Here is a 21,935-nt window from a genome sequence, read left to right as displayed (position 1 = left end):
GGAAAAAAGCCTATGGTCGTCTATCTGTGATTGCCCCCGGCCTGTCCGTGAGGGAAAATGACCTTCTTTTTCTCAATCCTATTTCTTAATTCCCAGGAGATCAGCGATGCCAAGCCGTCGTGAGCGTGCCAACGCTATTCGTGCCCTCAGCATGGATGCCGTGCAAAAAGCCAACAGCGGCCATCCGGGTGCCCCCATGGGCATGGCGGATATCGCCGAGGTTCTTTGGCGCGATTATCTGAAGCACAACCCGGCAAACCCTGCGTTTGCCGACCGTGACCGTTTCATCATGTCCAACGGCCACGGCTCGATGCTGGTCTACTCGTTGCTGCACCTGACCGGCTACGACCTGTCCATCGACGACCTGAAAAACTTCCGTCAATTGCACAGCCGCACTCCGGGTCACCCGGAGTACGGTTACACGCCTGGCGTCGAGACCACCACCGGTCCGCTGGGTCAGGGCTTTGCCAACGCCGTCGGTTTCGCTGCTGCCGAGAAGACCCTCGCCGCACAGTTCAACCGTCCAGGCCACTCCATCGTCGATCACCATACCTACGTGTTCATGGGCGATGGCTGCATGATGGAAGGTATTTCCCACGAAGCGGCGTCGCTGGCCGGCACGTTGCAGTTGAACAAGCTGATCGCGTTCTACGACGACAACGGCATCTCCATCGATGGTGAAGTGGAAGGCTGGTTCACCGACGATACGCCTAAGCGTTTCGAGTCGTACGGCTGGTTGGTGATCCGCAATGTCGACGGTCATGACCCTGAAGAAATCAAGACAGCCATCGAAACCGCTCGCAAGAGCGACCAGCCAACGCTGATCTGCTGCAAGACCACCATCGGTTTCGGTTCGCCGAACAAGCAGGGCAAGGAAGAGTCCCACGGTGCGCCACTGGGTGCTGACGAAATCGCCCTGACCCGTGCCGCGCTGAAGTGGAATCACGGTCCTTTCGAAATCCCGGCTGATATCTATGCCGAGTGGAACGCGAAGGAAAAAGGTCTGGCGGCCGAAGCCGAGTGGGACCAGCGCTTTGCTGCCTATTCCGCCGCGTTCCCGGAGCTGGCCAACGACTTCATTCGTCGCATGAGTGGGCAATTGCCTGCAGATTTCGCTGAAAAATCAGCGGCTTATGTCGCTGAAGTCAACGCCAAGGGCGAAACCATCGCCAGCCGCAAGGCCAGCCAGAACGCACTGGGGGCACTCGGCCCGTTGCTGCCTGAAATTCTGGGTGGTTCGGCTGACCTTGCCGGATCCAACCTGACCATCTGGAAAGGCTGCAAGAGCATCACCGGCGAAGACCCTAACGGCAACTACCTGCATTACGGTGTTCGCGAGTTCGGTATGGGCGCCATGATGAACGGCATCGCCCTGCACGGCGGCTTCGTGCCTTACGGCGCAACCTTCCTGATCTTCATGGAATATGCTCGCAACGCGGTGCGTATGGCCTCGTTGATGAAGAAGCGCGTGATCTACGTATTCACTCACGACTCCATCGGTCTGGGCGAAGACGGCCCGACTCACCAGCCGATCGAGCAATTGACCAGCCTGCGTACCACGCCGAACCTGGACACCTGGCGTCCTGCGGATGCCGTGGAGTCGGCCGTGGCATGGAAACACGCTATCGAGCGTGACGATGGCCCGTCGGCACTGATCTTCTCCCGTCAGAACCTGACTCATCAGGCGCGTGACGAGAAGCAACTGTCCTACATCGCGCGTGGCGGTTACGTACTGCGTGATTGCGCTGCCGAGCCTGAGCTGATCCTGATCGCGACCGGTTCGGAAGTCGGTCTGGCTGTCCAGGCTTACGACAAGCTGACCGAGCAGGGCCGCAACGTGCGCGTGGTGTCCATGCCATGCACCAGCATTTTCGAAGCTCAGGATGCTGCTTACAAGCAGGCGGTGCTGCCGTTGCAGGTCAGCGCGCGTATTGCCATCGAAGCGGCTCACGCCGACTACTGGTACAAATACGTAGGTCTGGAAGGGCGCGTGATCGGCATGACCACCTTCGGCGAGTCGGCCCCTGCGCCGGCGCTGTTCGAAGAGTTCGGGTTCACGCTGGAAAACGTCCTGAGCACTGCTGAAGAGCTGCTCGAAGACTGATCAGCCATGTGATGTTGATGTTGTGGGAGCGACCGGGGCGGCGATCCGCCTTGCTCGCGAAGGAAGCGCCTAGGTGAGTCAGGCAAACCGGGTGCTCCCATTCGCGAGCAAAGCGGATCGCCGCCTCTGTTGCTCCCACAGGTTTTATCGTTTACGCAATCAGATCCAGCCCCTGGCGAAAATTTCATGCCCCAGCCCCGCCCTTACAAAGTTGCTCTGAACGGTTACGGCCGTATTGGTCGTTGCGTTGTTCGCGCGCTGTGCGAGCGAGGGGCCAAGGCCGGGTTTGAAGTGGTTGCCATCAACGATCTGGCCGACATGGCCAGTCTTGAATACCTCACGCGCTTTGACTCCACACACGGCCGGTTTCCCGGCGAAGTGCGGATCGAAGGGCAATACCTGCACATCAATGACCACCGGATCAAGGTCCTGCGCAGTGCGACGCCCGAAGGCATCGACTGGGCCGGTCTGGAAGTCGATCTGGTGCTTGAGTGTTCCGGTGTCTACAACACTCGCGAAGATGGCCAGCGCTTTCTGGAGGCCGGTGCGCCGCGGGTGCTGTTTTCCCAGCCGATGGCCAGCGAACGGGATGTCGATGCCACCGTGGTGTTCGGCATCAATCAGCACAAGCTGACTGGCCGCGAGCTGCTGGTCTCGGCCGCGTCGTGCACCACCAACTGCAGCGTGCCGCTGCTGCGCTTGCTGGATCAGGCCATCGGCCTGGAATACATGACCATTACCACCATCCACTCGGCGATGAACGATCAACCGGTGATCGACGCTTATCATCACGAGGATCTGCGCCGTACGCGCTCGGCCTTCCAGTCGATCATTCCGGTGTCCACCGGTCTGGCGCGAGGAATCGAACGGCTGCTTCCGGAACTTGCCGGCCGAATTCAGGCCAAAGCTGTTCGCGTGCCGACGGTGAATGTGTCCTGTCTGGACATTACGTTGCAGATGTCGCGAGACACCGATGCCGTGGAGATCAACCGTATCCTGCGTGAGGCCGCCACCAGCGGTCCGCTCAAGGGACTGCTGGCCTACACGGAATTGCCGCACGCCAGTTGCGATTTCAACCATGACCCGCATTCGGCCATTGTCGATGCGAGTCAGACCCGCGTTTCCGGACCCCGGCTGGTCAATCTGCTGGCCTGGTTCGACAACGAATGGGGCTTTGCCAATCGAATGCTCGACGTCGCCGATCACTTTCTGCGCGTCGCTGACCAATAACAGTAAAAAAACAGGAATGCTCATGACCGTCTTGAAGATGACCGACCTCGATCTGCAAGGTAAACGTGTACTGATTCGCGAAGACCTCAACGTCCCGGTAAAGGACGGCGTAGTCAGCAGTGATGCACGTATCCTCGCTTCGCTGCCGACCATCAGGCTGGCGTTGGAGAAGGGCGCGGCCGTCATGGTCTGCTCACACCTTGGCCGCCCGACAGAGGGTGAGTTTTCTGCCGAGAACAGCCTCAAGCCGGTTGCCGACTACCTGAGCAAGGCGCTGGGTCGTGACGTTCCGCTGGTTGCCGATTACCTGGAAGGGGTCGACGTGAAAGCGGGTGATGTCGTCCTGTTCGAGAACGTTCGCTTCAACAAGGGCGAGAAAAAGAACGCCGACGAGCTGGCGCAGCAATACGCAGCACTGTGCGACGTGTTCGTGATGGATGCCTTTGGCACCGCCCACCGTGCCGAGGGTTCTACTCACGGCGTGGCAAAATTCGCCAAGGTGGCAGCGGCAGGTCCGTTGCTGGCCGCCGAGCTTGAAGCACTGGGCAAGGCCCTGGGCGCTCCGGCCCAGCCGATGACCGCCATCGTGGCGGGCTCCAAGGTCTCCACCAAGCTGGACGTACTCAACAGCCTGAGCGGCATCTGCAATCAGTTGATCGTCGGCGGCGGCATTGCCAACACCTTCCTCGCTGCGGCCGGTCACAAGGTCGGTAAATCGCTGTACGAACCTGACCTGCTCGACACCGCTCGCGCCATCGCCGCCAAGGTCAGCGTGCCATTGCCGACGGACGTGGTGGTTGCCAAGGAGTTCGCCGAGAGCGCTGCCGCTACTGTCAAACTGATCGCTGACGTCGCCGATGACGATATGATTCTCGATATTGGCCCGCAAACTGCTGCGCATTTCGCCGAATTACTGAAATCTTCCGGGACTATCCTGTGGAACGGTCCGGTCGGCGTTTTTGAGTTCGATCAGTTCGGTGAAGGCACTAAAACGCTGGCCAAGGCCATCGCTGAAAGCCAGGCGTTCTCCATCGCGGGCGGTGGCGACACGCTGGCGGCCATCGACAAGTATGGTGTGGCAGAACAGATTTCCTACATTTCGACCGGTGGCGGTGCGTTCCTCGAGTTCGTGGAAGGCAAGGTTCTGCCTGCGGTGGAAATGCTCGAACAACGCGCCAAGGCTTGAGTGAAAGCCTTGGACAAGGAGTGGTCAATGGTCAGGGCGTTACCGTGGTTTCTCATCGCAGGTTTACTGGCAGGTTGCGCGGGCAAGCCTGCGGCTGAAGAGGTGGAGAGCGACTCCCCGACCCAACCGCTCCAGTTAAGCTGCTATCAGGCGGGCTGGCAGGCAGAAACGGTGCCGGTGGTCTACAAGCGCGGCGGCCCCGAGGTGTGGGATCGTTACGAATTCATGCCGCGGACAGGCAATGTAGGGTGTCTGTGAGCCAGGTCTGAAACCCGTTGGCAACATTGACGGGCTTCAGCGGTCTTTAAAGGGTGGATATTTTTCCGGGAAAGGAGTTTCGCCATGAAGATCGCTGCCCTGGCTCTGATGAGCTGCATTGTACTGGCTGGTTGTACCGGTTCTGGCTCGCGTGCCAAGACCTGTCAGATATTCAGCCCGGCCGCCGTGAATGTGCCAACGACTGAAAACAGTCAACGGGTTGAGGCACATGTCACCGGTGAGCCGGCCGATGACCGAAAACAGGAACAGAACTGCCCCTGACAGTTGAAACGAACGGCACACGCCGCGTTTCGCAGGGCAGCCAGGAGACGTAATGAAAGGCGTGATTGCCCTCGGGGTGTTGGCAGTGCTTGGCGGTTGTTCGAGCATGAGTTCACCGCAGCAGAATGACCCTTGGAATCGCTGGGTATGTGACAGCAATGCAGAGGTCAACTGGCGCTACATCGACTCGGCCAAAAAGGAAGTCGATGTTCGTCTGAATCAAAGCGATCAGGTGTTCAGGCTCAAGGCTGAACCCGGCGCTGCCAGCGGTACGCTGTACAGCAACAATGTGTTGGCATTCGTCAACAAGGGTAGCGAGGGCCTGATCTATTGGGACGCTACCAACGATCTGATCGGTCGCGGCTGCAAGGCCAGATAAGTCGGATCTCGGGCACACACGCGCAGCCTTGTGGCTGAGCTTATAACTTGAATGGCAGCCGCCACTACGGCAGGCTTGCTCGACTAACGACCCTACCGGGAGAGACACAGACAATGGCACTTATCAGCATGCGCCAGATGTTGGACCACGCAGCCGAATTCGGCTACGGCGTTCCAGCTTTCAACGTAAACAACCTGGAACAGATGCGCGCCATTATGGAAGCGGCCGACAAGACCGACTCCCCGGTGATCGTCCAGGCTTCTGCCGGTGCCCGCAAATACGCCGGTGCGCCGTTCCTGCGTCACCTGATCCTCGCCGCGATCGAAGAATTCCCGCACATCCCGGTGGTCATGCATCAGGACCACGGTACCAGCCCTGACATCTGCCAGCGCTCGATCCAGCTGGGCTTCAGCTCGGTGATGATGGACGGCTCGCTGCGTGAAGACGGCAAGTCCCCGGCCGATTACGACTATAACGTTGACGTGACCCGTCGCGTTGTGTCCTTCGCTCACGCCTGCGGCGTTTCCGTGGAAGGCGAGCTGGGCGTGCTGGGCTCGCTGGAAACCGGCATGGCTGGTGAAGAAGACGGCGTGGGTGCGGAAGGCGTTCTGGATCACAGCCAGATGCTGACCGACCCGGAAGAAGCCGCTGACTTCGTCAAGCGCACTCAGGTCGATGCCCTGGCCATCGCCATCGGCACCAGCCACGGCGCTTACAAGTTCACCAAGCCGCCTACCGGCGACATCCTGGCGATCGAGCGCATCAAAGAGATCCACAAGCGCATCCCTAACACTCACCTGGTGATGCACGGTTCTTCGTCCGTTCCACAGGAATGGCTGAAAATCATCAACGAGTTCGGCGGCGACATCAAAGAAACCTACGGTGTGCCGGTCGAAGAAATCGTTGAAGGCATCAAGCACGGCGTGCGCAAGGTCAACATCGATACTGACCTGCGTCTGGCATCGACCGGTGCGATCCGCGAATTCATGGCCAAAAACCCGAGCGAGTTCGACCCGCGCAAGTACCTGGCCAAGACTGTCGTGGCCATGCGTGACGTATGTATCGCCCGTTATGAAGCATTCGGCACCGCTGGCAACGCCTCGAAGATCAAGCCGATCTCCCTGGACGCCATGTTCGAACGCTACGCGCGTGGCGAGCTGGATGCCAAGGTCAACTGAGTTGATTGAGCATTGAAGAAACCCGCAGAAATGCGGGTTTTTTATGTCGGGTCAAAAGTAACTGCGCGGCGAATGAATGTGACGCGGAGCGTCACGAACTGCATTCCCACGCTGGAGCGTGAGGAACGATAATCCCCGCTATCGTGCGACGCTCTGCGTCCTCTCTCGAAAGGCTTAAACGCTCTTCATCACACCCGCACACGCCGCCTTGTACGCTTCGTGCTGATACTTGTTCAGGGTGTCGGGCAGGGCGAAGGTGTGTTTCTTGTTCTGCGCATTGACGGTCTGCGGCGAGATCAGCACCACGTTGCAATCAGACATCAGTTGAAAGATGGTTTCGATCTTGAAGGTGGTCGGGCCGCCAGCGAATTCGCCTTTCTTGCTGCGCTTCTTGATAACCACATGGCTGATGCCGTTTTCACGCACGAAACCGGCGAGTTGCGTGGAGAAGGCTTTGACGTTGGCGGCCTCGTCATCGTCCTCCAGCGCAAGCTTCTTGGTGGCGAGCGGCAAGTGCTCGATGCCGCCATTACGTCGAGTGGCGAGGGCGAAGATAGCTTCGCTGCCTTTGATTTCTACACCGCAAATAATCATGAGAAAACCTGATGAGCTCGTTCATATAAAGAGGCAGGTTATCTCATCGTAGACGTTATTCCTGCGCTATCGACTCCAGATACTCCGAGCGCTCGTCACTCATGCGCGCAATGCAGTCGTTTTCGCTGATAGTGAAGGCTTTGCTGCCTGCTGCAGAAGGGAAGACCTCAACCGCGCAGTCGGCGTCACGCAGCTTCTCCCAGGCTTGCTGGGCGGTCTTGAGTTTGCTGGTAAAGTCGTTGAACTGCGTCTTGTTGGCGACGAACTGCGACTGAACGCGCTTGAGCAGGTTGTCGAAGTTTTCCTTGAGCAACTGTTCGGCAGTGGTGCGGCTGTAGGCCGAGCATTCCAGGGTCTGCTTGTCGTCCTCGACACCGTCGCAGGGCGACGCGTCCGGATTCTGGGCGGCGTGTACGCCTGTCACGGCCGTCGTCATAAGGGCCAGGGTCAGCAAAAACGTTTTCATCGAGTCGCTCCGATCCATTGATAGGCTCGATTCTGTCTCAAGCGTGAGACATTGAACAGGTTTACGACATCGCCCGACGACTCGCCGTCCCCCTTTGTCGCATCTTGACGCTTTCGGCAAACCCCCTGTCGTTTTTGCACCCGGTTCCCCTGACCCTCCGGCATATGCTGACCCCATTAGCGCCGACAGCCGATTCGGCGCACCGCAATCAAAAAAGGGGACAGCCTGATGAGCCCAGCCGAATTACACGCCGACAGCATCGTTATTGACGGGCTGATCATCGCCAAGTGGAACCGCGAGCTGTTCGAAGACATGCGCAAGGGCGGCCTGACCATGGCCAACTGCACAGTGTCGGTGTGGGAGGGCTTTCAGGCGACCATCAACAGCATCTGCACCAGCCAGAAACTGATGCGCGAAAACAGCGACCTGGTCATGCCGGTGCATACCACAGCCGACATCCGCAAGGCCAAGGAACTGGGCAAGACCGGCATTCTGTTCGGCTTCCAGAACGCACACGCCTATGAAGACCAGATCGGCTACGTCGAGATCTTCAAGAAGCTCGGCGTCGGCATCGTGCAGATGTGCTACAACACCCAGAATCTGGTGGGCACGGGCTGCTACGAGCGCGACGGCGGGCTGTCGGGTTTCGGTCGTGAGATCGTCGCTGAAATGAACCGTGTCGGGGTGATGTGCGACCTGTCCCACGTCGGCTCGAAAACCTCGGAAGAAGTCATTCTCGAATCGAAAAAGCCGGTCTGCTACTCCCACTGTCTGCCTTCCGGCCTCAAGGAACACCCGCGCAACAAGTCCGACGCCGAACTGAAGTTCATCGCCGATCATGGCGGTTTTGTCGGCGTGACCATGTTCGCGCCGTTCCTGGCCAAGGGCATCGAGTCGACCATTGACGATTACGCCGAAGCCATCGAATACGTCATGAACATCGTCGGCGAAGACGCCATCGGCATTGGCACTGACTTCACTCAGGGTCACGGCCAGGAGTTTTTCGAGTACCTGACCCACGACAAGGGCTACGCCCGCCGCCTGACCAACTTCGGCAAGATCATCAACCCGCTGGGCATCCGCACCGTTGGCGAGTTTCCCAATCTGACTGAAACGCTGCTCAAGCGCGGTCACTCCGAACGCGTGGTGCGCAAGATCATGGGCGAGAACTGGGTCAACGTTCTGGCCGACGTCTGGGGCGAGTAACCCGCCCGCCATACCTTATCGAATTGAACCCCCACGGCCCTTCGAGCGGTGGGTGTAGACCGAATCATCTGGAGTTTGACCGCCATGGCTAAAATCGCCCCGCAACTGCCCATCGAAGTCGACAGCGAAACCGGCGTCTGGACCTCCGATGCGTTGCCGATGCTGTACGTGCCCCGGCACTTTTTCGTCAACAACCACATGGGCATCGAAGAAGTGCTGGGCGCCGATGCCTACGCCGACATCCTCTACAAGGCGGGTTACAAATCCGCCTGGCACTGGTGCGAAAAGGAAGCCGAATGCCACGGCCTGGAAGGCGTTGCGGTGTTCGAGCACTACATGAAGCGTCTGTCGCAGCGTGGCTGGGGCCTGTTCAAGATCCAGGACATCGACGTCGAGAAAGGCACTGCCAGTGTGAAGCTGGAGCACTCCTGTTTCGTGTACGTCTACGGCAAGGTCGGGCGCAAGGTCGATTACATGTTCACCGGCTGGTTCGCCGGGGCCATGGATCAGATCCTCGCTGCCAGTGGCAGCGCTGTGCGTACGGTTGCCGAGCAGGTTTACGGTGGTTCCGAAGACGGTCATGACGACGGTCTATTTGTCGTCAAGCCGCTGTAAATCGAGGATCGGGTTATGGCTTTCGAAGCGATGTTCCAGCCGATCCAGATCGGCAAGCTCACCATCCGCAATCGCGTGCTGAGCACTGCGCACGCCGAGGTCTACGCCACCGATGGCGGCATGACCACGGATCGTTACGTGAAGTACTACGAGGAAAAAGCCAAGGGCGGCATCGGCCTGGCCATTTGTGGCGGCTCTTCAAGCGTGGCCATCGACAGCCCGCAAGGCTGGTGGAAATCGGTCAACCTGGCAACCGACAGAATCATCCCGCACTTCCAGAACCTTGCCGACGCCATGCACAAGCATGGCGCCAAGATCATGATCCAGATTACCCACATGGGCCGTCGCTCGCGCTGGGATGGCGATCACTGGCCGACCCTGATGTCGCCGTCGGGCATTCGCGAGCCGGTGCATCGGGCAACCTGCAAAACCATCGAGCCCGAGGAAATCTGGCGGGTGATCGGCAACTACGCCAGTGCTGCGGCGCGTGCCAAGGCCGGTGGTCTGGATGGCGTCGAGTTGTCGGCGGTGCATCAGCACATGATCGACCAGTTCTGGAGCCCGCGGGTCAACAAGCGCACCGATGAATGGGGTGGCAGTTTCGAGAACCGCATGCGCTTCGGCCTGGAAGTGATCAAGGCGGTGCGCAAGGAAGTCGGCCCCGACTTCTGCGTAGGGTTGCGCATCTGTGGCGACGAGTTTCATCCCGATGGCCTAAGCCACGAGGACATGAAGCAGATCGCCAAGTATTACGACGACACCGGCATGATCGATTTCATCGGCGTGGTGGGCTCGGGATGTGACACCCACAACACCCTGGCCAACGTTATTCCGAACATGAGTTACCCACCGGAGCCGTTCCTGCACCTGGCGGCCGGGATCAAGGAAGTGGTCAAGGCCCCGGTGCTGCACGCGCAGAACATCAAGGACCCGAACCAGGCAACGCGAATTCTGGAAGGTGGCTATGTCGATATGGTCGGCATGACCCGCGCGCACATTGCCGACCCGCACCTGATCGCCAAGATCAAGATGGGCCAGATCGACCAGATCAAGCAGTGCGTCGGTGCCAACTACTGCATCGATCGCCAGTATCAAGGGCTGGATGTGCTGTGCATCCAGAACGCCGCCACGTCCCGCGAATACATGGGCGTGCCGCACATCATCGAGAAATCCGCCGGACCCAGGCGCAAGGTCGTGGTGGTCGGTGCCGGTCCTGCAGGGATGGAAGCCGCACGGGTCTCCGCCGAACGCGGACATGACGTGACCCTGTTCGAGAAAAAGGACTTCATCGGCGGGCAGATCACCACCGCATCGAAGGCACCGCAGCGCGACCAGATTGCTGGCATCACGCGCTGGTTCCAGCTTGAGCTGGCGCGCCTGAAAGTCGACCTGCGTCTGGGCACCGCAGCAGATGCGGCAACCATTCTCGATCTGCGGCCCGACATCGTGGTGCTCGCGGTCGGCGGTCACCCGTTTCTTGAGCAGAACGAACACTGGGGGGCGGCTGAAGGCCTGGTGGTCAGCAGTTGGGATGTGCTGGACGGCAAGGTGGCGCCCGGCAAGAACGTGCTGGTCTACGACACCATCTGCGAGTTCACCGGCATGTCGGTGGCCGATTTTCTGGCCGACAAGGGCTGCCAGGTCGAAATCGTCACCGATGACATCAAGCCGGGCGTGGCGATTGGCGGAACCTCGTTCCCGACCTACTACCGCAGCATGTACCCCAAGGAAGTGATCATGACCGGCGACATGATGCTGGAAAAGGTCTATCGCGAGGGCGACAAGCTGGTGGCGGTGCTGGAAAACGAATACACCGGCGCCAAGGAAGAGCGGGTCGTCGATCAGGTGGTGGTGGAAAACGGCGTGCGTCCCGACGAAGCGATCTACTACGCGCTCAAGGAAGGCTCGCGCAACAAGGGCCAGATCGATATCGATGCGCTGTTCGCCATTCAGCCACAGCCATCGTTGAGCCAGCCGGGTGACGGTTATCTGCTGTTTCGTATCGGCGATTGCGTGGCGCAGCGTAATACCCACGCCGCGATCTATGACGGCTTGCGGCTGTGCAAGGACTTTTAAGGCTCGCCTGTCTTTGATTCCGGCCGCAGGCCGTGGGAGCGAACGGGTTCGCGAATGCGATAGATCAGCCGACATGCGGGTTGTCTGATCCACGGTTTTTGCGAATCAACGAAGCGTCACCCGGACTGCAAGACCGCTTGGTACCTGGAGCTTCAGATGCTAGACACCCTTCTTCCGATCCTGCTGTTCAGCGCCCTGGCCCTTGCGGCGCTGGGCGCCTGGCGGCGGGCTACCCTGTGGCGCAACGGTCGGTCCTCGAAAGTCGATTGGCTGGGTGGTCTGCTGGCCATGCCCAAGCGGTACATGGTCGATCTGCATCACGTGGTCGCGCGTGACAAATACATCGCCAATACCCACGTGGCCACAGCGGGCGGAGCGGTGGCCTCGATTGTGCTGGCGATTCTGGTGCACGGTTTCGGTGTGCATAACCGCGTGCTTGGTTACGCACTGCTGTTGATGACGGCGGTGATGTTCGTCGGTGCGGTGTTTGTCTATCGTCGTCGTCTCAACCCGCCTGCGCGTCTGTCGAAAGGCCCGTGGATGCGCCTGCCGAAAAGCCTCATGGCGTTTTCCGCGAGCTTCTTTCTGGTCACGTTGCCAGTGGCGGGCATTCTTCCCGAGCACTTCGGCGGATGGGTACTGGTCGCTGTTCTCGGGCTGGGCGTGCTGTGGGGCGTAAGCGAACTGTTTTTCGGCATGACCTGGGGCGGGCCGATGAAGCACGCCTTCGCCGGGGCGCTGCACCTGGCCTGGCACCGGCGTGCCGAGCGTTTTGGTGGTGGACGTTCCACGGGCCTGAAACCTTTGGACCTGAACGATCGAACCGCACCGCTGGGCGTGGAGAAACCTCAGGACTTCACCTGGAACCAACTGCTGGGCTTCGACGCCTGCGTGCAGTGCGGCAAGTGCGAAGCGGCCTGCCCGGCGTTTGCCGCAGGCCAGCCACTCAACCCTAAAAAGCTGATTCAGGACATGGTGGTCGGTCTTGCCGGGGGTACCGACGCAAAATTTGCCGGCAGTCCCTATCCATCGCTGGACGGCAAAGGCAAGCCACTGGGCGAGCATGGTGGTAATCCGCATCAGCCCATCGTCAACGGGCTGGTGGACGCCGAAACGCTGTGGTCCTGCACCACGTGCCGAGCCTGTGTCGAAGAGTGCCCGATGATGATCGAGCACGTCGATGCCATCGTCGACATGCGCCGCCACCTGACCCTCGAAAAGGGCGCTACGCCGAACAAGGGCGCCGAGGTGCTGGACAACCTGATCGCCACCGACAACCCCGGCGGGTTTGCACCGGGCGGGCGAATGAACTGGGCGGCCGATCTGAACCTGACATTGCTCAGCGAGAAAAAAACCGTGGATGTGCTGTTCTGGGTCGGTGATGGCGCGTTCGACATGCGTAATCAACGCACCCTGCGCGCGTTCGTCAAAGTCCTCAAGTCGGCCGGGGTGGATTTCGCCGTGCTGGGCCTTGAAGAACGCGACAGCGGTGATGTGGCCAGGCGGTTGGGTGATGAAGCGACCTTCCAGATGCTCGCCCGACGCAACATTCAGACCCTGTCCCGTTACGATTTCAAACGTATCGTGACCTGCGACCCGCACAGCTTTCATGTGCTGAAAAACGAATATGGCGCTTTTGGCGGTGACTATCAGGTGCAGCATCACAGCACCTTCATGGCCGAGCTGGTGCGCAGCGGCGCCCTGACGCTGGGCCAGCACAAAGGCGCCAGCGTGACTTATCACGATCCGTGTTACCTGGGCCGTTACAACGGCGAATACGAGGCGCCGCGTGAAGTGCTGCGCGCGCTGGGGATCGAGATCAGGGAAATGCAGCGCTCGGGCTTTCGCTCCCGCTGCTGCGGTGGCGGCGGTGGCGCGCCCATCACTGACATTCCCGGCAGACAGCGGATTCCTGACATGCGCATGGACGACATTCGTGAGACGGCTGCCGAGCTGGTTGCGGTAGGTTGTCCACAGTGCACAGCCATGCTCGAAGGCGTTGTCGAGCCGCGACCACTGATCAAGGACATTGCCGAACTGGTCGCCGATGCGCTGATTGAGGAAGTTATCCCCAATACGCCAGCGCCTGCCAAACGTGAACCCGCGGAGGTGCTCTGATGAGTGACATTATCCGCCGTGATCCACGCGCCGAGTGGATTGCCCGCAATCGACTGCACCCACTGCATGCGGCCATGCAGCCTGCGCAGAGCCGCTGGATGGGGCCGAACGGCCTGATGCGCAAGAACGTGCATGGCCTGGGTTTTATCGGTCCCAACGGCATCAAGCGTATCGACCGCAGCGGCACTCAGCAGGGCGGCACGGTCAAGCGTTCGGCCGCTGCCGACGTGCAGTTGCCGCTGCATACCATCGTCGAGCCAGCGTTCCATATCACGGTGGTGCCCGATATGGTCGGCGGCCGCCTGAGCAGCCACGACCGCGACTTGCTGGGGCTGGCGCGTCAGCTGGCGGGGGCCGACGGTGCCGTGCTGGCGGTGGTGTTCGGCGAACACAAGGAAACTGCTTTCGACGTTGCTGGCGTGGATCGGTTATTGATTATCGACGGTGCCGGGTTCGACGGTTATTCACCGGAACAACGCGTGCAGGGTTTGCGAGCTGTGGATAACCAGTTCAACCCGCGCCACTGGCTGCTGCCGGACAGCCGCACCGGCGGTGGCGAACTGGGAAGACGTTTTGCCGCCAGCATCGGCGAGCGACCTGCAACGCGGGTCTGGCAGGTCAAGGACCAGGTGTGCATAAGTCGCGCAGGCGCCGGTCGCGAAGACCTGGTTCGGCCTCTGCCCCGTCTGATTCTGGCCGCTGTAGAGTGCGCTGAACCGGTCAGCGATACCCGTCACGAGGTAGTGCCGGTCGAGTTGTCCACAGGCGTGGCGCGCAGCCTGCCGCGTATAGAGGACCTGGGAGCGGTTGCCGTCGATCCCGGAGTTATCCCCATGGCTGAAGCCGAATTCATTCTGTCTGGCGGCAATGGTGTCAAAGACTGGGATCTGTTTCATCAGGCCGCTTCGGCACTCGGGGCCACCGAAGGGGCGTCGCGTGTCGCAGTGGACGATGGTTTCATGGGCCGCGAGCGGCAGGTAGGCGCGAGTGGCACCTGGGTGACCGCAAGGGTGTATGTCGCCGTCGGTATTTCCGGGGCCATCCAGCATCTGCAGGGTATCGGCGCCTGTGACAAGGTCATTGCGATCAATCTGGATGCGGGGTGCGACATGGTCAAGCGTGCAGATCTATCGGTCATCGGCGAGAGCGCCGAAGTACTTACGGCGCTGATCGCCGCAGTCGAAGCCTGGCGCAGCGGAGGTAAGCGTGATGCAGCCTGAAGTGTCTGTGGATAAGCATGCGGTACAGATCATCAGTCTGGTGTCCATCGGGGCGCACCCGACATCAGGTCGTGCGCGCCGCGCCGAACAGGATGCGCGGGCCGTCGAGCTTGGTTTGCAGCTGGCTGGGGATAACTTGCAGGTACTGCACGCGGGCAATGCCGAAGAACCGGCGCTGCGCGCTTACCTTGGCATGGGGCTCAACGAGCTGCATGTGCTGGAGCAACCCGAGGGCGCCGATGCGCTGGTTGCGTTGACTGACTACCTCCGGGATTCTGCCGCGCAGGTGGTGTTGGCCGGCAGTCAGGCTGAAACCGGTGAAGGGTCGGGGATGCTGCCCTTTCTGTTGGCTGAAAGGCTGGGCTGGCCACTGGTGACCGGTCTGGCTGAAGTCGAGTCGTTGAACAACGGCACCGCACTGGTGTTGCAGGCTCTGCCTCGCGGCCAGCGTCGCCGGCTGAAGGTTCGTTTGCCGTTTCTGGCCACTGTGGATAACGCCGCTCCCAAACCTCGACAGAGCGCATTCGGACCCGCACAGCGTGGCACGCTGGACACCGAAAGCGTTCAGGTAGTGGCCGATGAGTTGTTGACGGATCAAGCGCTGCAGCCAGCCAGACCGCGGCCCAAACGCTTGAAGGTCATCAAAGCCAAGAGCGGCGCTGATCGCATGAAAGCCGCCACTGCCAAGGCCAGTGGCGGCGGGGGCCAAGTGCTCAAGGGGTTGCGCCCTGAAGAGGGCGCAGCCGCGATTCTGAAGCTGTTGATCGATGAGGGCGTCGTAAAGTAAGGCTAAAGTCTTGTGCTGCCGTCTTTGAGGGGCGGTTTGCCTTCTGCTCGGAGAGAGGCCGGAAGTAGGCATACGAAATACTCCCTTTCAGATCACCGCCATTGCTGACCTCGACTTTGACATCCGCGTTTTCGTAACGGCGGTTGAAACTCGAAATCGTGATGGGTAGCAAAATGGCTCGTTTGAACGTCACGCCTGTACGGCCCTGACCAATATTCTTTTCGGGAAGACTTACGCACAATCCCTGTGCGTGTGCCTGTGGATAATGTGTTCGTGAACGTCTGAACGGCTTGTAGAACGTGGCTTTTGGAATGGTGTTCAAAAAACGATCAATCTAACTCTTTATTTTCATTGCATTTTTTTGTGGATAAATGCGCACTGCCATCTGCCAGCCAATGGGTTTGCCCACAATCTCTGTGCGCGTGCTTGTGGACAAGTTGTTTGTGATTGCCTACAAGCCTTGTAAATAAAGGCTTTGGAGGTTTTGTATGAAAAATGATCAAAGCAGGGTTTTGCGTGCAGCGTTGGTTCATTCGGGTGGTTTTTCAGCCATTTTATACGTTGTCCACAGCAGGCCGGGTGATTGGGACGAAGTTGTACCCAAAGTCTGTTGGCGCTTCTGTGGATAAGGTGTTCGTGCTCGTCTGTAGCCCAATGAAATTAAGCTCTACAGAGATTTGGTTAAAAAACATACAGGCTCTGTGACTTAGGTGTTCCATGGTAAGTCGTTGTTGTCCTGACTATTTCCAGGCCCATGAAAAAGCGACTTATCCATAAACGCTTTTTGGGCACTGTGGATAAGTCGTTCAGTTATGACATCGTCACCGTCTGTTTACGAGCCAGAGCCGGTACGCATGAGGCTCACTGCCATTCTTTGGGCCAGTCGCGGAAACCTCTGCCGCCTGCTTGCTCGGTCCAGGGCGCCCATAACGTCGGCACGGTGCCCGGCGCCCAGTCTGGTTGTGAATGGTGAGAATTGATGCAGATGTAAGAGGCACCCGCATGCATCACCTTATTCCCCTTCACGTAGTCAGTATCATCGTCCCATTCAGGCAATGCTTCGCTGGTCGAGGCCTGCACAACGTTGCTGGGCCCAGACAGTTCTAGATCTTTATCGCGTGCACCGACCAGATACTGATAGGTCTTGCCTGGGGTCAGGCCTCTGACGGTAAAAGTCAGTACGGTTGAATCGACGGTCACAGCAGGCGCGTCGAAACTGTAGACACGGTAGACGTCAACGGCAGTACCCCCTGCAGGTGCATCCCATGCCAGTGAAACACTGGTGGTGGTCTCACCTGTCTGACGCAAGTTGCCCGGTGGCGCAGGTCGATCATTGGACGCCTCGGAGTCTGTAGTGGCCAGAAGTTTTTCAGAGGGTCCTGAGCTGTTACCCATACTGTCGGTCGCGATGATGTGATAATCATAAAGGCGGCTTTGCAGAAGGCCTTCGTCGGTGAAGGGAGGAGCTTTGCCCTCGCCTATCGAAACACCCTTGCGGAACAGCTCATAGTGAAACGGACCGCTGGCATCCGTCGAAACACTCCAGTCCAGCGTTATCGATGTGGTGGTCCGCCCGGTTGACCTGAAGTCGACAGGCAATGAAGGTTTATGGGGTTCCGAATCGGTTGTGACTTCTATCAGGTTGCTGACCTCTGACCATTGAAGTTCTTCGTCTCTTGCCACAACGCGGTATTTATACGTACGGCCCGGGGTGAGTTCTTCATCGGTAAACGCATACGTTTCACCGCTGAGCGCTGTAGTAGGCCAGCCGTCCCGGTCAATTTGATACCTGTTGATTGGGCTATCGCTGGTAGACGCTGTCCATGTCAGCGACACACTTTTATCGGTGACGCCTGACAGGCTCAAGACCGGTGTTGTCGGTTTCGCACCACCGCCGCTCCCTGCCTGTGTACTCACGCTGATCGCTGTGGAGAATGCCGAGGTGTTGTCCATGACATCAATGGCACGTACCTGGTAGCTGTAAGTGGTGCCGGGCTGAAGGCCGGTATCTTCAAAGTCAGGACGGCTCACCGTAAAGAAGAGAGTGCCGTTACGGAGCACTTCATATTTCAGAACCGGGTTCGTGCCTTCCGAAAGCGACCAGGCCAGTTTCACCGACGTTGGGGTTTGCTCGGTTGATCTGAGGTCAGTGGGTACTGAAGGCTTGTCCGGTACGGGCGTTTCACCACTGGTGAGATAACCGTAGCGGTTCACGAACTCCCAGCTGTATTCCTTGCCATCCTTGTCTTTCCCGGCATCCCAGTTGACCGACCAGGTCATCAGCCCGCGAATCGGGTTGCCGGTGTCTTCCAGCTCTTGCAGTGCATCCTTGACGTCCTGCGGATCGACCACGTAACCGGTGGCGGCGGCGTCATTGTTGGTCGGTAGACCAATGGCCAGCCTGTCGGCCGGAATTTTAGTGAAGCCACGCGTACCGTGGATCAAGCTGTCGGTCAGGTAGTAAAGAAACTCTTTCTTATGGGCGTCGTTGTTTTGAGTGACCCACAGGTTCAGCTCATCGACCCATATGCCATCGCCGCCCTGGTTGTAATACTGAGGCGCGATAAAGTCATAGATGTCTTCCAGCGCATTGATGTAAGCAAGGTAGGCACCGCCGGATCTCAGGGAGTCGAGAAAGGTTACAAATTCTTTCAGGAAAGGAAAGTACGTCGTGATCTCTTTCAATATCGGCAGTTTTTTGCTGGCCCTCAGGTAGGGGAACTCGGGGGCCATACTGATAATGAAGTGCTTTCCTTCTGTCTCGTAATGTTCGCGCACCATCCTCAACGCAGCGGGTAATACGCTCCGGTTATCGGCAAAGGTAATAGCAGCTTGTTCAAGGTCGATATCCAGGCCGTCAAAGCCATAGGTTTCAACCAGACGAATAATTTCATAGGCCAGTGCATCTTCCTGACCGGTATATAGCTCAATATGCGCGTCAGCCCCGCCAAGAGAAATCAGCACCGCACGTCCTTGTGCATTCAGTGCTGCCACTTGGGCGCGAAACGCAGCATCGCTCAGGTTATAAGGCTTGAATGTAGGAATGCCGGCACCTTTCATGAAGGCCACGGCCACGACGTTATACGCCTCGGGTATGTCGGTCAGCGCCATCTCTTTGAACAGGCCTTGCTGGTAACCTTGACCGGGTTCGGAAGGCCAGTTATGCCAGAACCCCATGAGAATCTTTTTGCCTCTTATGTCCGGCATGGCCGAGGCTGCATCGACTGTTTTATTTTTATATTGATTAATGTTTTTTGGGCTGAGCATGGTCCGTGTCTCCGTCCGTTGGATTGACTGCAACGGGAGTTGATCACGAAAGATTTTTTTGGGTAACTGTCAGAAATGACGGTATCGGCGCGAGGGTTTTTGTGTCGGCGTGGTCAGTTCAGACTCACTTCGTGAATGAAGTGAGTCTGACTTGATGGGTCGCGTTGGCGGGGGCAATCTCTATTCGTGATTCACCGCCACACCCTTCAAATAAGGCGCAGGTTCTGCGCCAAGGTTTTCCAGCATGCGCGAGCTGTACCAGTCGACGAAGTTGACCACGCCGAACTCATAGGTTTTCGAATAAGGGCCGGGTTGATAGGCGCTGGAGTTGATGCCGCGCTGGTTTTCTTCGGCAAGACGACGGTCCTGATCATTGGTGGCGTCCCAGACCTGGCGCATACGCTCGACGTCGTAATCCACGCCTTCGACCGCATCCTTGTGGACAATCCATTTGGTGGTGACCATGGTTTCCTGCGCGCTGATCGGCCACACCGTGAAGACGATGATGTGATCGCCCATGCAGTGGTTCCAGGAATGCGGCAAATGCAGAATACGCATCGAGCCCAGGTCAGGATTCTGAATGCGGCCCATCAGTTTCTTGCAGCCGACCTTGCCGTCCATGGTCATCGACACGGTGCCTTTGAGCAGCGGCATGCGCACGATACGGTTACGCAGGCCGAAACTGGCGTGGGCGTACGGGATTTTCTCGGCGTCCCACGCAGCAGCAGACGCGGCCACATGATCCTTGAAGGCCTGATCGGCACGCGGGTCGGTGACGTCGTCCCATTCCAGCAACGTCTTGAGCAATTCAGGGTGCGAGCCGCCACAGTGATAGCACTCGCGGTTGTTTTCCAGCACCAGCTTCCAGTTGGCCTTTTCCATCAAGGTGGTTTGCACGGCCACCTTGGTATTCTCCATGTCATACGGTTCCATGTAGTGCCGCAGCGTCGACAGGAACTCGTCAATGGCAGGCGGGTTTTCCGCGAGGCTGATGAAAATGTAGCCACCTGCGGTCTTGACGTGAACCGGCTTGAGGCCGAACTGTTTCATGTCGAAGTCGTCGCCCATTTCAGTGCCTGCATACAGCAGACGACCGTCCAGCTCATAGGTCCACTGGTGATAGTGGCAAACCAGTTTGGCGACTTTGCCTTTCTCGGCAGTACACAGGCGCGAGCCGCGATGGCGGCATACGTTGTGGAATGCGTTGACGACACCGTCCGGGCCGCGCACGACCAGGATCGGGTTCTTGCCGATCTGCAGCGTCAGGTAATTGCCCTTGGTCGGGATTTCGCACGTCATCCCGGCAATCAGCCACTCCTTGTGAAAGATTTCCTGCATGTCGATTTCAAACAGTCGCTCATCACTGTAGAAAGGCTGCGGCAGCGAGTACGTGCGCTCGCGATTCTGCAGCATCTCGGCAGTGGCCTTGCGTGCAGGTTCCAGCGGATCGCCCAGGCTCAAGGTTGCGGTGACGTCCATCGATTAAATCCCTCATGACCGCGGCATGGGCGGCCTGCGAATGTGGCTGATACGGGTGTGATCGCGTTTCACGCATGACGATAGATCAGTCGACCATGCTTATGACCCTTGGTGGCGAGTGTGGAGCCGGGCGCGCAGCGAACCTTATCCATGGGCGACATGGCCGCATCCGTTCCCGACGCGACAGGCCTTGTTGCACGGGGCTGGTCGCGGTAAGTACGTGAATGTCGTTGATAGGTAAATGGCCGTCTCGCGCGTTACGCAGAATCCGCAGCATGAGAGGCCGACAGTCGGCCGTGGAGATCGAGTATGTCCCAAAGTTTCCTGAGCCCGGTCACGACCCAGACATGGGCCAACGGGCGTCACCTGGTACGTGTCGTCAAAGTCATCCAGGAAACCTGGGACGTGCGCACGTTCTGCTTCATGGCCGACCAGCCGATCATGTTCTTCTTCAAGCCGGGCCAGTTCGTGACCCTGGAGCTGGAGATCGACGGCCTGCCGATCATGCGCTCTTACACCATCTCCAGCTCGCCATCGGTGCCGTACAGTTTTTCGATCACCGTCAAACGCGTGCCGGGCGGCAAGGTTTCCAATTACCTGCATGACACGCTGATTGAAGGACAGGAGCTGGCGGTACACGGGCCGGTCGGGCTGTTCAACGCCATCGACTTCCCGAACCCGAAGATTCTCTACCTCAGCGGCGGGGTCGGCATCACGCCGGTGATGTCCATGGCGCGCTGGTTCTACGACACCAACGCCAACGTCGACATGGTCTTCGTGCACAGCGCGCGTTCACCGAAAGACATCATCTACCACCGCGAGCTGGAGCACATGGCCTCGCGGATCGACAATTTCAGCCTGCACCTGGTCTGTGAAAAGCATGGTCTGGGCGAGCCGTGGGCCGGTTATCGCGGCTACCTGAACCAGAAAATGCTCGAGCTGATGGCCCCGGACTTCATGGACCGTGAGGTGTTCTGTTGCGGACCGACGCCGTACATGACAGCGGTCAAGCGTCTGTTGCAGGAGAACGGCTTCAACATGGCGCAATACCATGAAGAGTCGTTCGGTGCGACGCCGCCCGAGGCCAGGGCAGATGCCGTCGAGCAGGCCGAAATCGCCGCCGACGCGCCCGACATCGATATTGCCGACCTGCATCAGGTGGAATTCACCGACACTGGCAAGAGCATCCGCGTGGGGCCGGGCGAAACCGTGCATGCCGCCGCCGCCAAACTCGGCCTGATGATCCCCAAAGCCTGCGGCATGGGCATCTGCGGAACCTGCAAGGTCATGAAACTGAGCGGTGAAGTCGAGATGGAGCACAACGGCGGCATTACCGACGAAGATGTTGCAGAGGGGTACATTCTGTCCTGCTGCAGCGTGCCGAAGGGCGATGTGCGGATTGAGTACTGAGCACGCCTGAAACTGTGTGGCGCAAAGGGTCACGAACGGCATACCCACGCTGAGCATGGGTACGATAGACGTTCTTGAGG

18 protein-coding genes are annotated in these 21,935 nt (G+C 58.8%); 14 read left to right on the top strand and 4 right to left on the bottom strand.

Going from position 1 to position 21,935, the window contains the following annotated elements:
* Positions 1-106 precede the first annotated feature (106 nt).
* The 7 genes from tkt (at position 107) to fba (ending at position 6,617) form a co-directional block, all read left to right on the top strand.
* Positions 107-2,104: a transketolase gene (gene tkt / locus LCH65_RS22820; protein ID WP_003372635.1), complete on the top strand. Its 1,998-nt coding sequence runs from the start codon at positions 107-109 to the stop codon at positions 2,102-2,104.
* Positions 2,105-2,290: 186 nt separating this feature from the next.
* Positions 2,291-3,334, top strand: coding sequence for an erythrose-4-phosphate dehydrogenase (gene epd, locus LCH65_RS22815; RefSeq protein WP_226439818.1), 1,044 nt, complete (start codon positions 2,291-2,293; stop codon positions 3,332-3,334).
* 22 nt (positions 3,335-3,356) lie between these two features.
* Positions 3,357-4,520 carry a phosphoglycerate kinase gene (locus LCH65_RS22810; protein ID WP_003372628.1) on the top strand — a complete coding sequence of 388 codons (1,164 nt, stop codon included), beginning with the start codon at positions 3,357-3,359 and terminating at the stop codon, positions 4,518-4,520.
* Positions 4,521-4,547: 27 nt separating this feature from the next.
* A complete protein-coding gene (locus LCH65_RS22805; RefSeq protein ID WP_003316354.1) occupies positions 4,548-4,778 on the top strand; it encodes a lipoprotein in 231 nt (76 codons plus the stop codon).
* An 84-nt stretch (positions 4,779-4,862) separates the two neighbouring features.
* Positions 4,863-5,060: a hypothetical protein gene (locus LCH65_RS22800; RefSeq protein WP_003372626.1), complete on the top strand. Its 198-nt coding sequence runs from the start codon at positions 4,863-4,865 to the stop codon at positions 5,058-5,060.
* 52 nt (positions 5,061-5,112) lie between these two features.
* The gene (locus tag LCH65_RS22795) at positions 5,113-5,439 is read left to right on the top strand and encodes an MliC family protein (protein ID WP_003320832.1); all 327 of its coding nucleotides are present in this window, start codon (positions 5,113-5,115) and stop codon (positions 5,437-5,439) included.
* Between the two features lie 113 nt (positions 5,440-5,552).
* On the top strand, positions 5,553-6,617 hold the full coding sequence (gene fba, locus LCH65_RS22790; RefSeq protein WP_003372623.1) for a class II fructose-bisphosphate aldolase: 1,065 nt from the start codon (positions 5,553-5,555) through the stop codon (positions 6,615-6,617).
* 174 nt (positions 6,618-6,791) lie between these two features.
* On the opposite strand, the gene LCH65_RS22785 is transcribed toward fba, so the two are convergent.
* Both LCH65_RS22785 and LCH65_RS22780 read right to left on the bottom strand, forming a co-directional pair.
* On the bottom strand, positions 6,792-7,211 hold the full coding sequence (locus tag LCH65_RS22785) for a DUF3010 family protein (protein WP_003372607.1): 420 nt from the start codon (positions 7,209-7,211) through the stop codon (positions 6,792-6,794).
* A 55-nt stretch (positions 7,212-7,266) separates the two neighbouring features.
* Complete coding sequence (locus LCH65_RS22780; RefSeq protein WP_003405168.1) at positions 7,267-7,677, bottom strand: lysozyme inhibitor LprI family protein; 411 nt, start codon at positions 7,675-7,677, stop codon at positions 7,267-7,269.
* Positions 7,678-7,905: 228 nt separating this feature from the next.
* Between LCH65_RS22780 and LCH65_RS22775 the strand changes: the two genes are divergently transcribed.
* The 6 genes from LCH65_RS22775 (at position 7,906) to LCH65_RS22750 (ending at position 15,699) form a co-directional block, all read left to right on the top strand.
* Positions 7,906-8,883 (top strand): dipeptidase, encoded by a 978-nt coding sequence (locus LCH65_RS22775; RefSeq protein WP_003372603.1) that lies wholly within the window; start codon positions 7,906-7,908, stop codon positions 8,881-8,883.
* A gap of 84 nt (positions 8,884-8,967) precedes the next feature.
* Positions 8,968-9,498: a DUF5943 domain-containing protein gene (locus LCH65_RS22770; RefSeq protein WP_003432482.1), complete on the top strand. Its 531-nt coding sequence runs from the start codon at positions 8,968-8,970 to the stop codon at positions 9,496-9,498.
* Between the two features lie 15 nt (positions 9,499-9,513).
* Positions 9,514-11,574 carry a dimethylglycine demethylation protein DgcA gene (dgcA, locus tag LCH65_RS22765; protein ID WP_003432483.1) on the top strand — a complete coding sequence of 687 codons (2,061 nt, stop codon included), beginning with the start codon at positions 9,514-9,516 and terminating at the stop codon, positions 11,572-11,574.
* Positions 11,575-11,730: 156 nt separating this feature from the next.
* Positions 11,731-13,692 (top strand): dimethylglycine demethylation protein DgcB, encoded by a 1,962-nt coding sequence (dgcB, locus tag LCH65_RS22760; protein ID WP_096108296.1) that lies wholly within the window; start codon positions 11,731-11,733, stop codon positions 13,690-13,692.
* A complete protein-coding gene (locus LCH65_RS22755; protein WP_054081736.1) occupies positions 13,692-14,912 on the top strand; it encodes an electron transfer flavoprotein subunit alpha/FixB family protein in 1,221 nt (406 codons plus the stop codon). Before dgcB ends, LCH65_RS22755 begins: the two co-directional genes overlap by 1 nt.
* A complete protein-coding gene (locus tag LCH65_RS22750; RefSeq protein ID WP_226439829.1) occupies positions 14,902-15,699 on the top strand; it encodes an electron transfer flavoprotein subunit beta in 798 nt (265 codons plus the stop codon). The genes LCH65_RS22755 and LCH65_RS22750 overlap by 11 nt, the downstream gene beginning before the upstream one ends.
* An 861-nt stretch (positions 15,700-16,560) precedes the next feature.
* Here the strand turns inward: LCH65_RS22750 and LCH65_RS22745 are convergent.
* Positions 16,561-18,966 (bottom strand): fibronectin type III domain-containing protein, encoded by a 2,406-nt coding sequence (locus LCH65_RS22745; RefSeq protein ID WP_226439817.1) that lies wholly within the window; start codon positions 18,964-18,966, stop codon positions 16,561-16,563.
* 180 nt (positions 18,967-19,146) lie between these two features.
* Positions 19,147-20,445 (bottom strand): glycine-betaine demethylase subunit GbcA, encoded by a 1,299-nt coding sequence (gene gbcA / locus LCH65_RS22740; RefSeq protein ID WP_003432500.1) that lies wholly within the window; start codon positions 20,443-20,445, stop codon positions 19,147-19,149.
* Between the two features lie 309 nt (positions 20,446-20,754).
* Here gbcA and gbcB point away from each other — a divergent pair, with 309 nt between their 5' ends.
* Positions 20,755-21,855, top strand: a complete 1,101-nt coding sequence (gene gbcB, locus LCH65_RS22735; RefSeq protein WP_003372583.1) for a glycine-betaine demethylase subunit GbcB — start codon at positions 20,755-20,757, stop codon at positions 21,853-21,855.
* Positions 21,856-21,935: the final 80 nt, after the last annotated feature.

Origin of the sequence: Pseudomonas sp. MWU16-30316 (genome assembly GCF_020515645.1) — a bacterium.
Taxonomy (GTDB): Bacteria; Pseudomonadota; Gammaproteobacteria; order Pseudomonadales; family Pseudomonadaceae; genus Aquipseudomonas; species Aquipseudomonas cerasi.
The sequence above is the reverse complement of the archived record's forward strand: the minus strand, read 5'-3'. Positions and strand labels throughout refer to the sequence as shown.

What these genes read in the sequence shown, in the direction of transcription:
- tkt (WP_003372635.1), top strand. Translation starts at nt 107, where the DNA reads ATGCCAAGCCGTCGTGAGCGTGCCAACGCTATTCGTGCCCTCAGCATG.
- epd (WP_226439818.1), top strand. Translation starts at nt 2,291, where the DNA reads ATGCCCCAGCCCCGCCCTTACAAAGTTGCTCTGAACGGTTACGGCCGT.
- LCH65_RS22810 (WP_003372628.1), top strand. Translation starts at nt 3,357, where the DNA reads ATGACCGTCTTGAAGATGACCGACCTCGATCTGCAAGGTAAACGTGTA.
- LCH65_RS22805 (WP_003316354.1), top strand. Translation starts at nt 4,548, where the DNA reads ATGGTCAGGGCGTTACCGTGGTTTCTCATCGCAGGTTTACTGGCAGGT.
- LCH65_RS22800 (WP_003372626.1), top strand. Translation starts at nt 4,863, where the DNA reads ATGAAGATCGCTGCCCTGGCTCTGATGAGCTGCATTGTACTGGCTGGT.
- LCH65_RS22795 (WP_003320832.1), top strand. Translation starts at nt 5,113, where the DNA reads ATGAAAGGCGTGATTGCCCTCGGGGTGTTGGCAGTGCTTGGCGGTTGT.
- fba (WP_003372623.1), top strand. Translation starts at nt 5,553, where the DNA reads ATGGCACTTATCAGCATGCGCCAGATGTTGGACCACGCAGCCGAATTC.
- LCH65_RS22785 (WP_003372607.1), bottom strand. Translation starts at nt 7,211, where the DNA reads ATGATTATTTGCGGTGTAGAAATCAAAGGCAGCGAAGCTATCTTCGCC.
- LCH65_RS22780 (WP_003405168.1), bottom strand. Translation starts at nt 7,677, where the DNA reads ATGAAAACGTTTTTGCTGACCCTGGCCCTTATGACGACGGCCGTGACA.
- LCH65_RS22775 (WP_003372603.1), top strand. Translation starts at nt 7,906, where the DNA reads ATGAGCCCAGCCGAATTACACGCCGACAGCATCGTTATTGACGGGCTG.
- LCH65_RS22770 (WP_003432482.1), top strand. Translation starts at nt 8,968, where the DNA reads ATGGCTAAAATCGCCCCGCAACTGCCCATCGAAGTCGACAGCGAAACC.
- dgcA (WP_003432483.1), top strand. Translation starts at nt 9,514, where the DNA reads ATGGCTTTCGAAGCGATGTTCCAGCCGATCCAGATCGGCAAGCTCACC.
- dgcB (WP_096108296.1), top strand. Translation starts at nt 11,731, where the DNA reads ATGCTAGACACCCTTCTTCCGATCCTGCTGTTCAGCGCCCTGGCCCTT.
- LCH65_RS22755 (WP_054081736.1), top strand. Translation starts at nt 13,692, where the DNA reads ATGAGTGACATTATCCGCCGTGATCCACGCGCCGAGTGGATTGCCCGC.
- LCH65_RS22750 (WP_226439829.1), top strand. Translation starts at nt 14,902, where the DNA reads ATGCAGCCTGAAGTGTCTGTGGATAAGCATGCGGTACAGATCATCAGT.
- LCH65_RS22745 (WP_226439817.1), bottom strand. Translation starts at nt 18,966, where the DNA reads ATGCTCAGCCCAAAAAACATTAATCAATATAAAAATAAAACAGTCGAT.
- gbcA (WP_003432500.1), bottom strand. Translation starts at nt 20,445, where the DNA reads ATGGACGTCACCGCAACCTTGAGCCTGGGCGATCCGCTGGAACCTGCA.
- gbcB (WP_003372583.1), top strand. Translation starts at nt 20,755, where the DNA reads ATGTCCCAAAGTTTCCTGAGCCCGGTCACGACCCAGACATGGGCCAAC.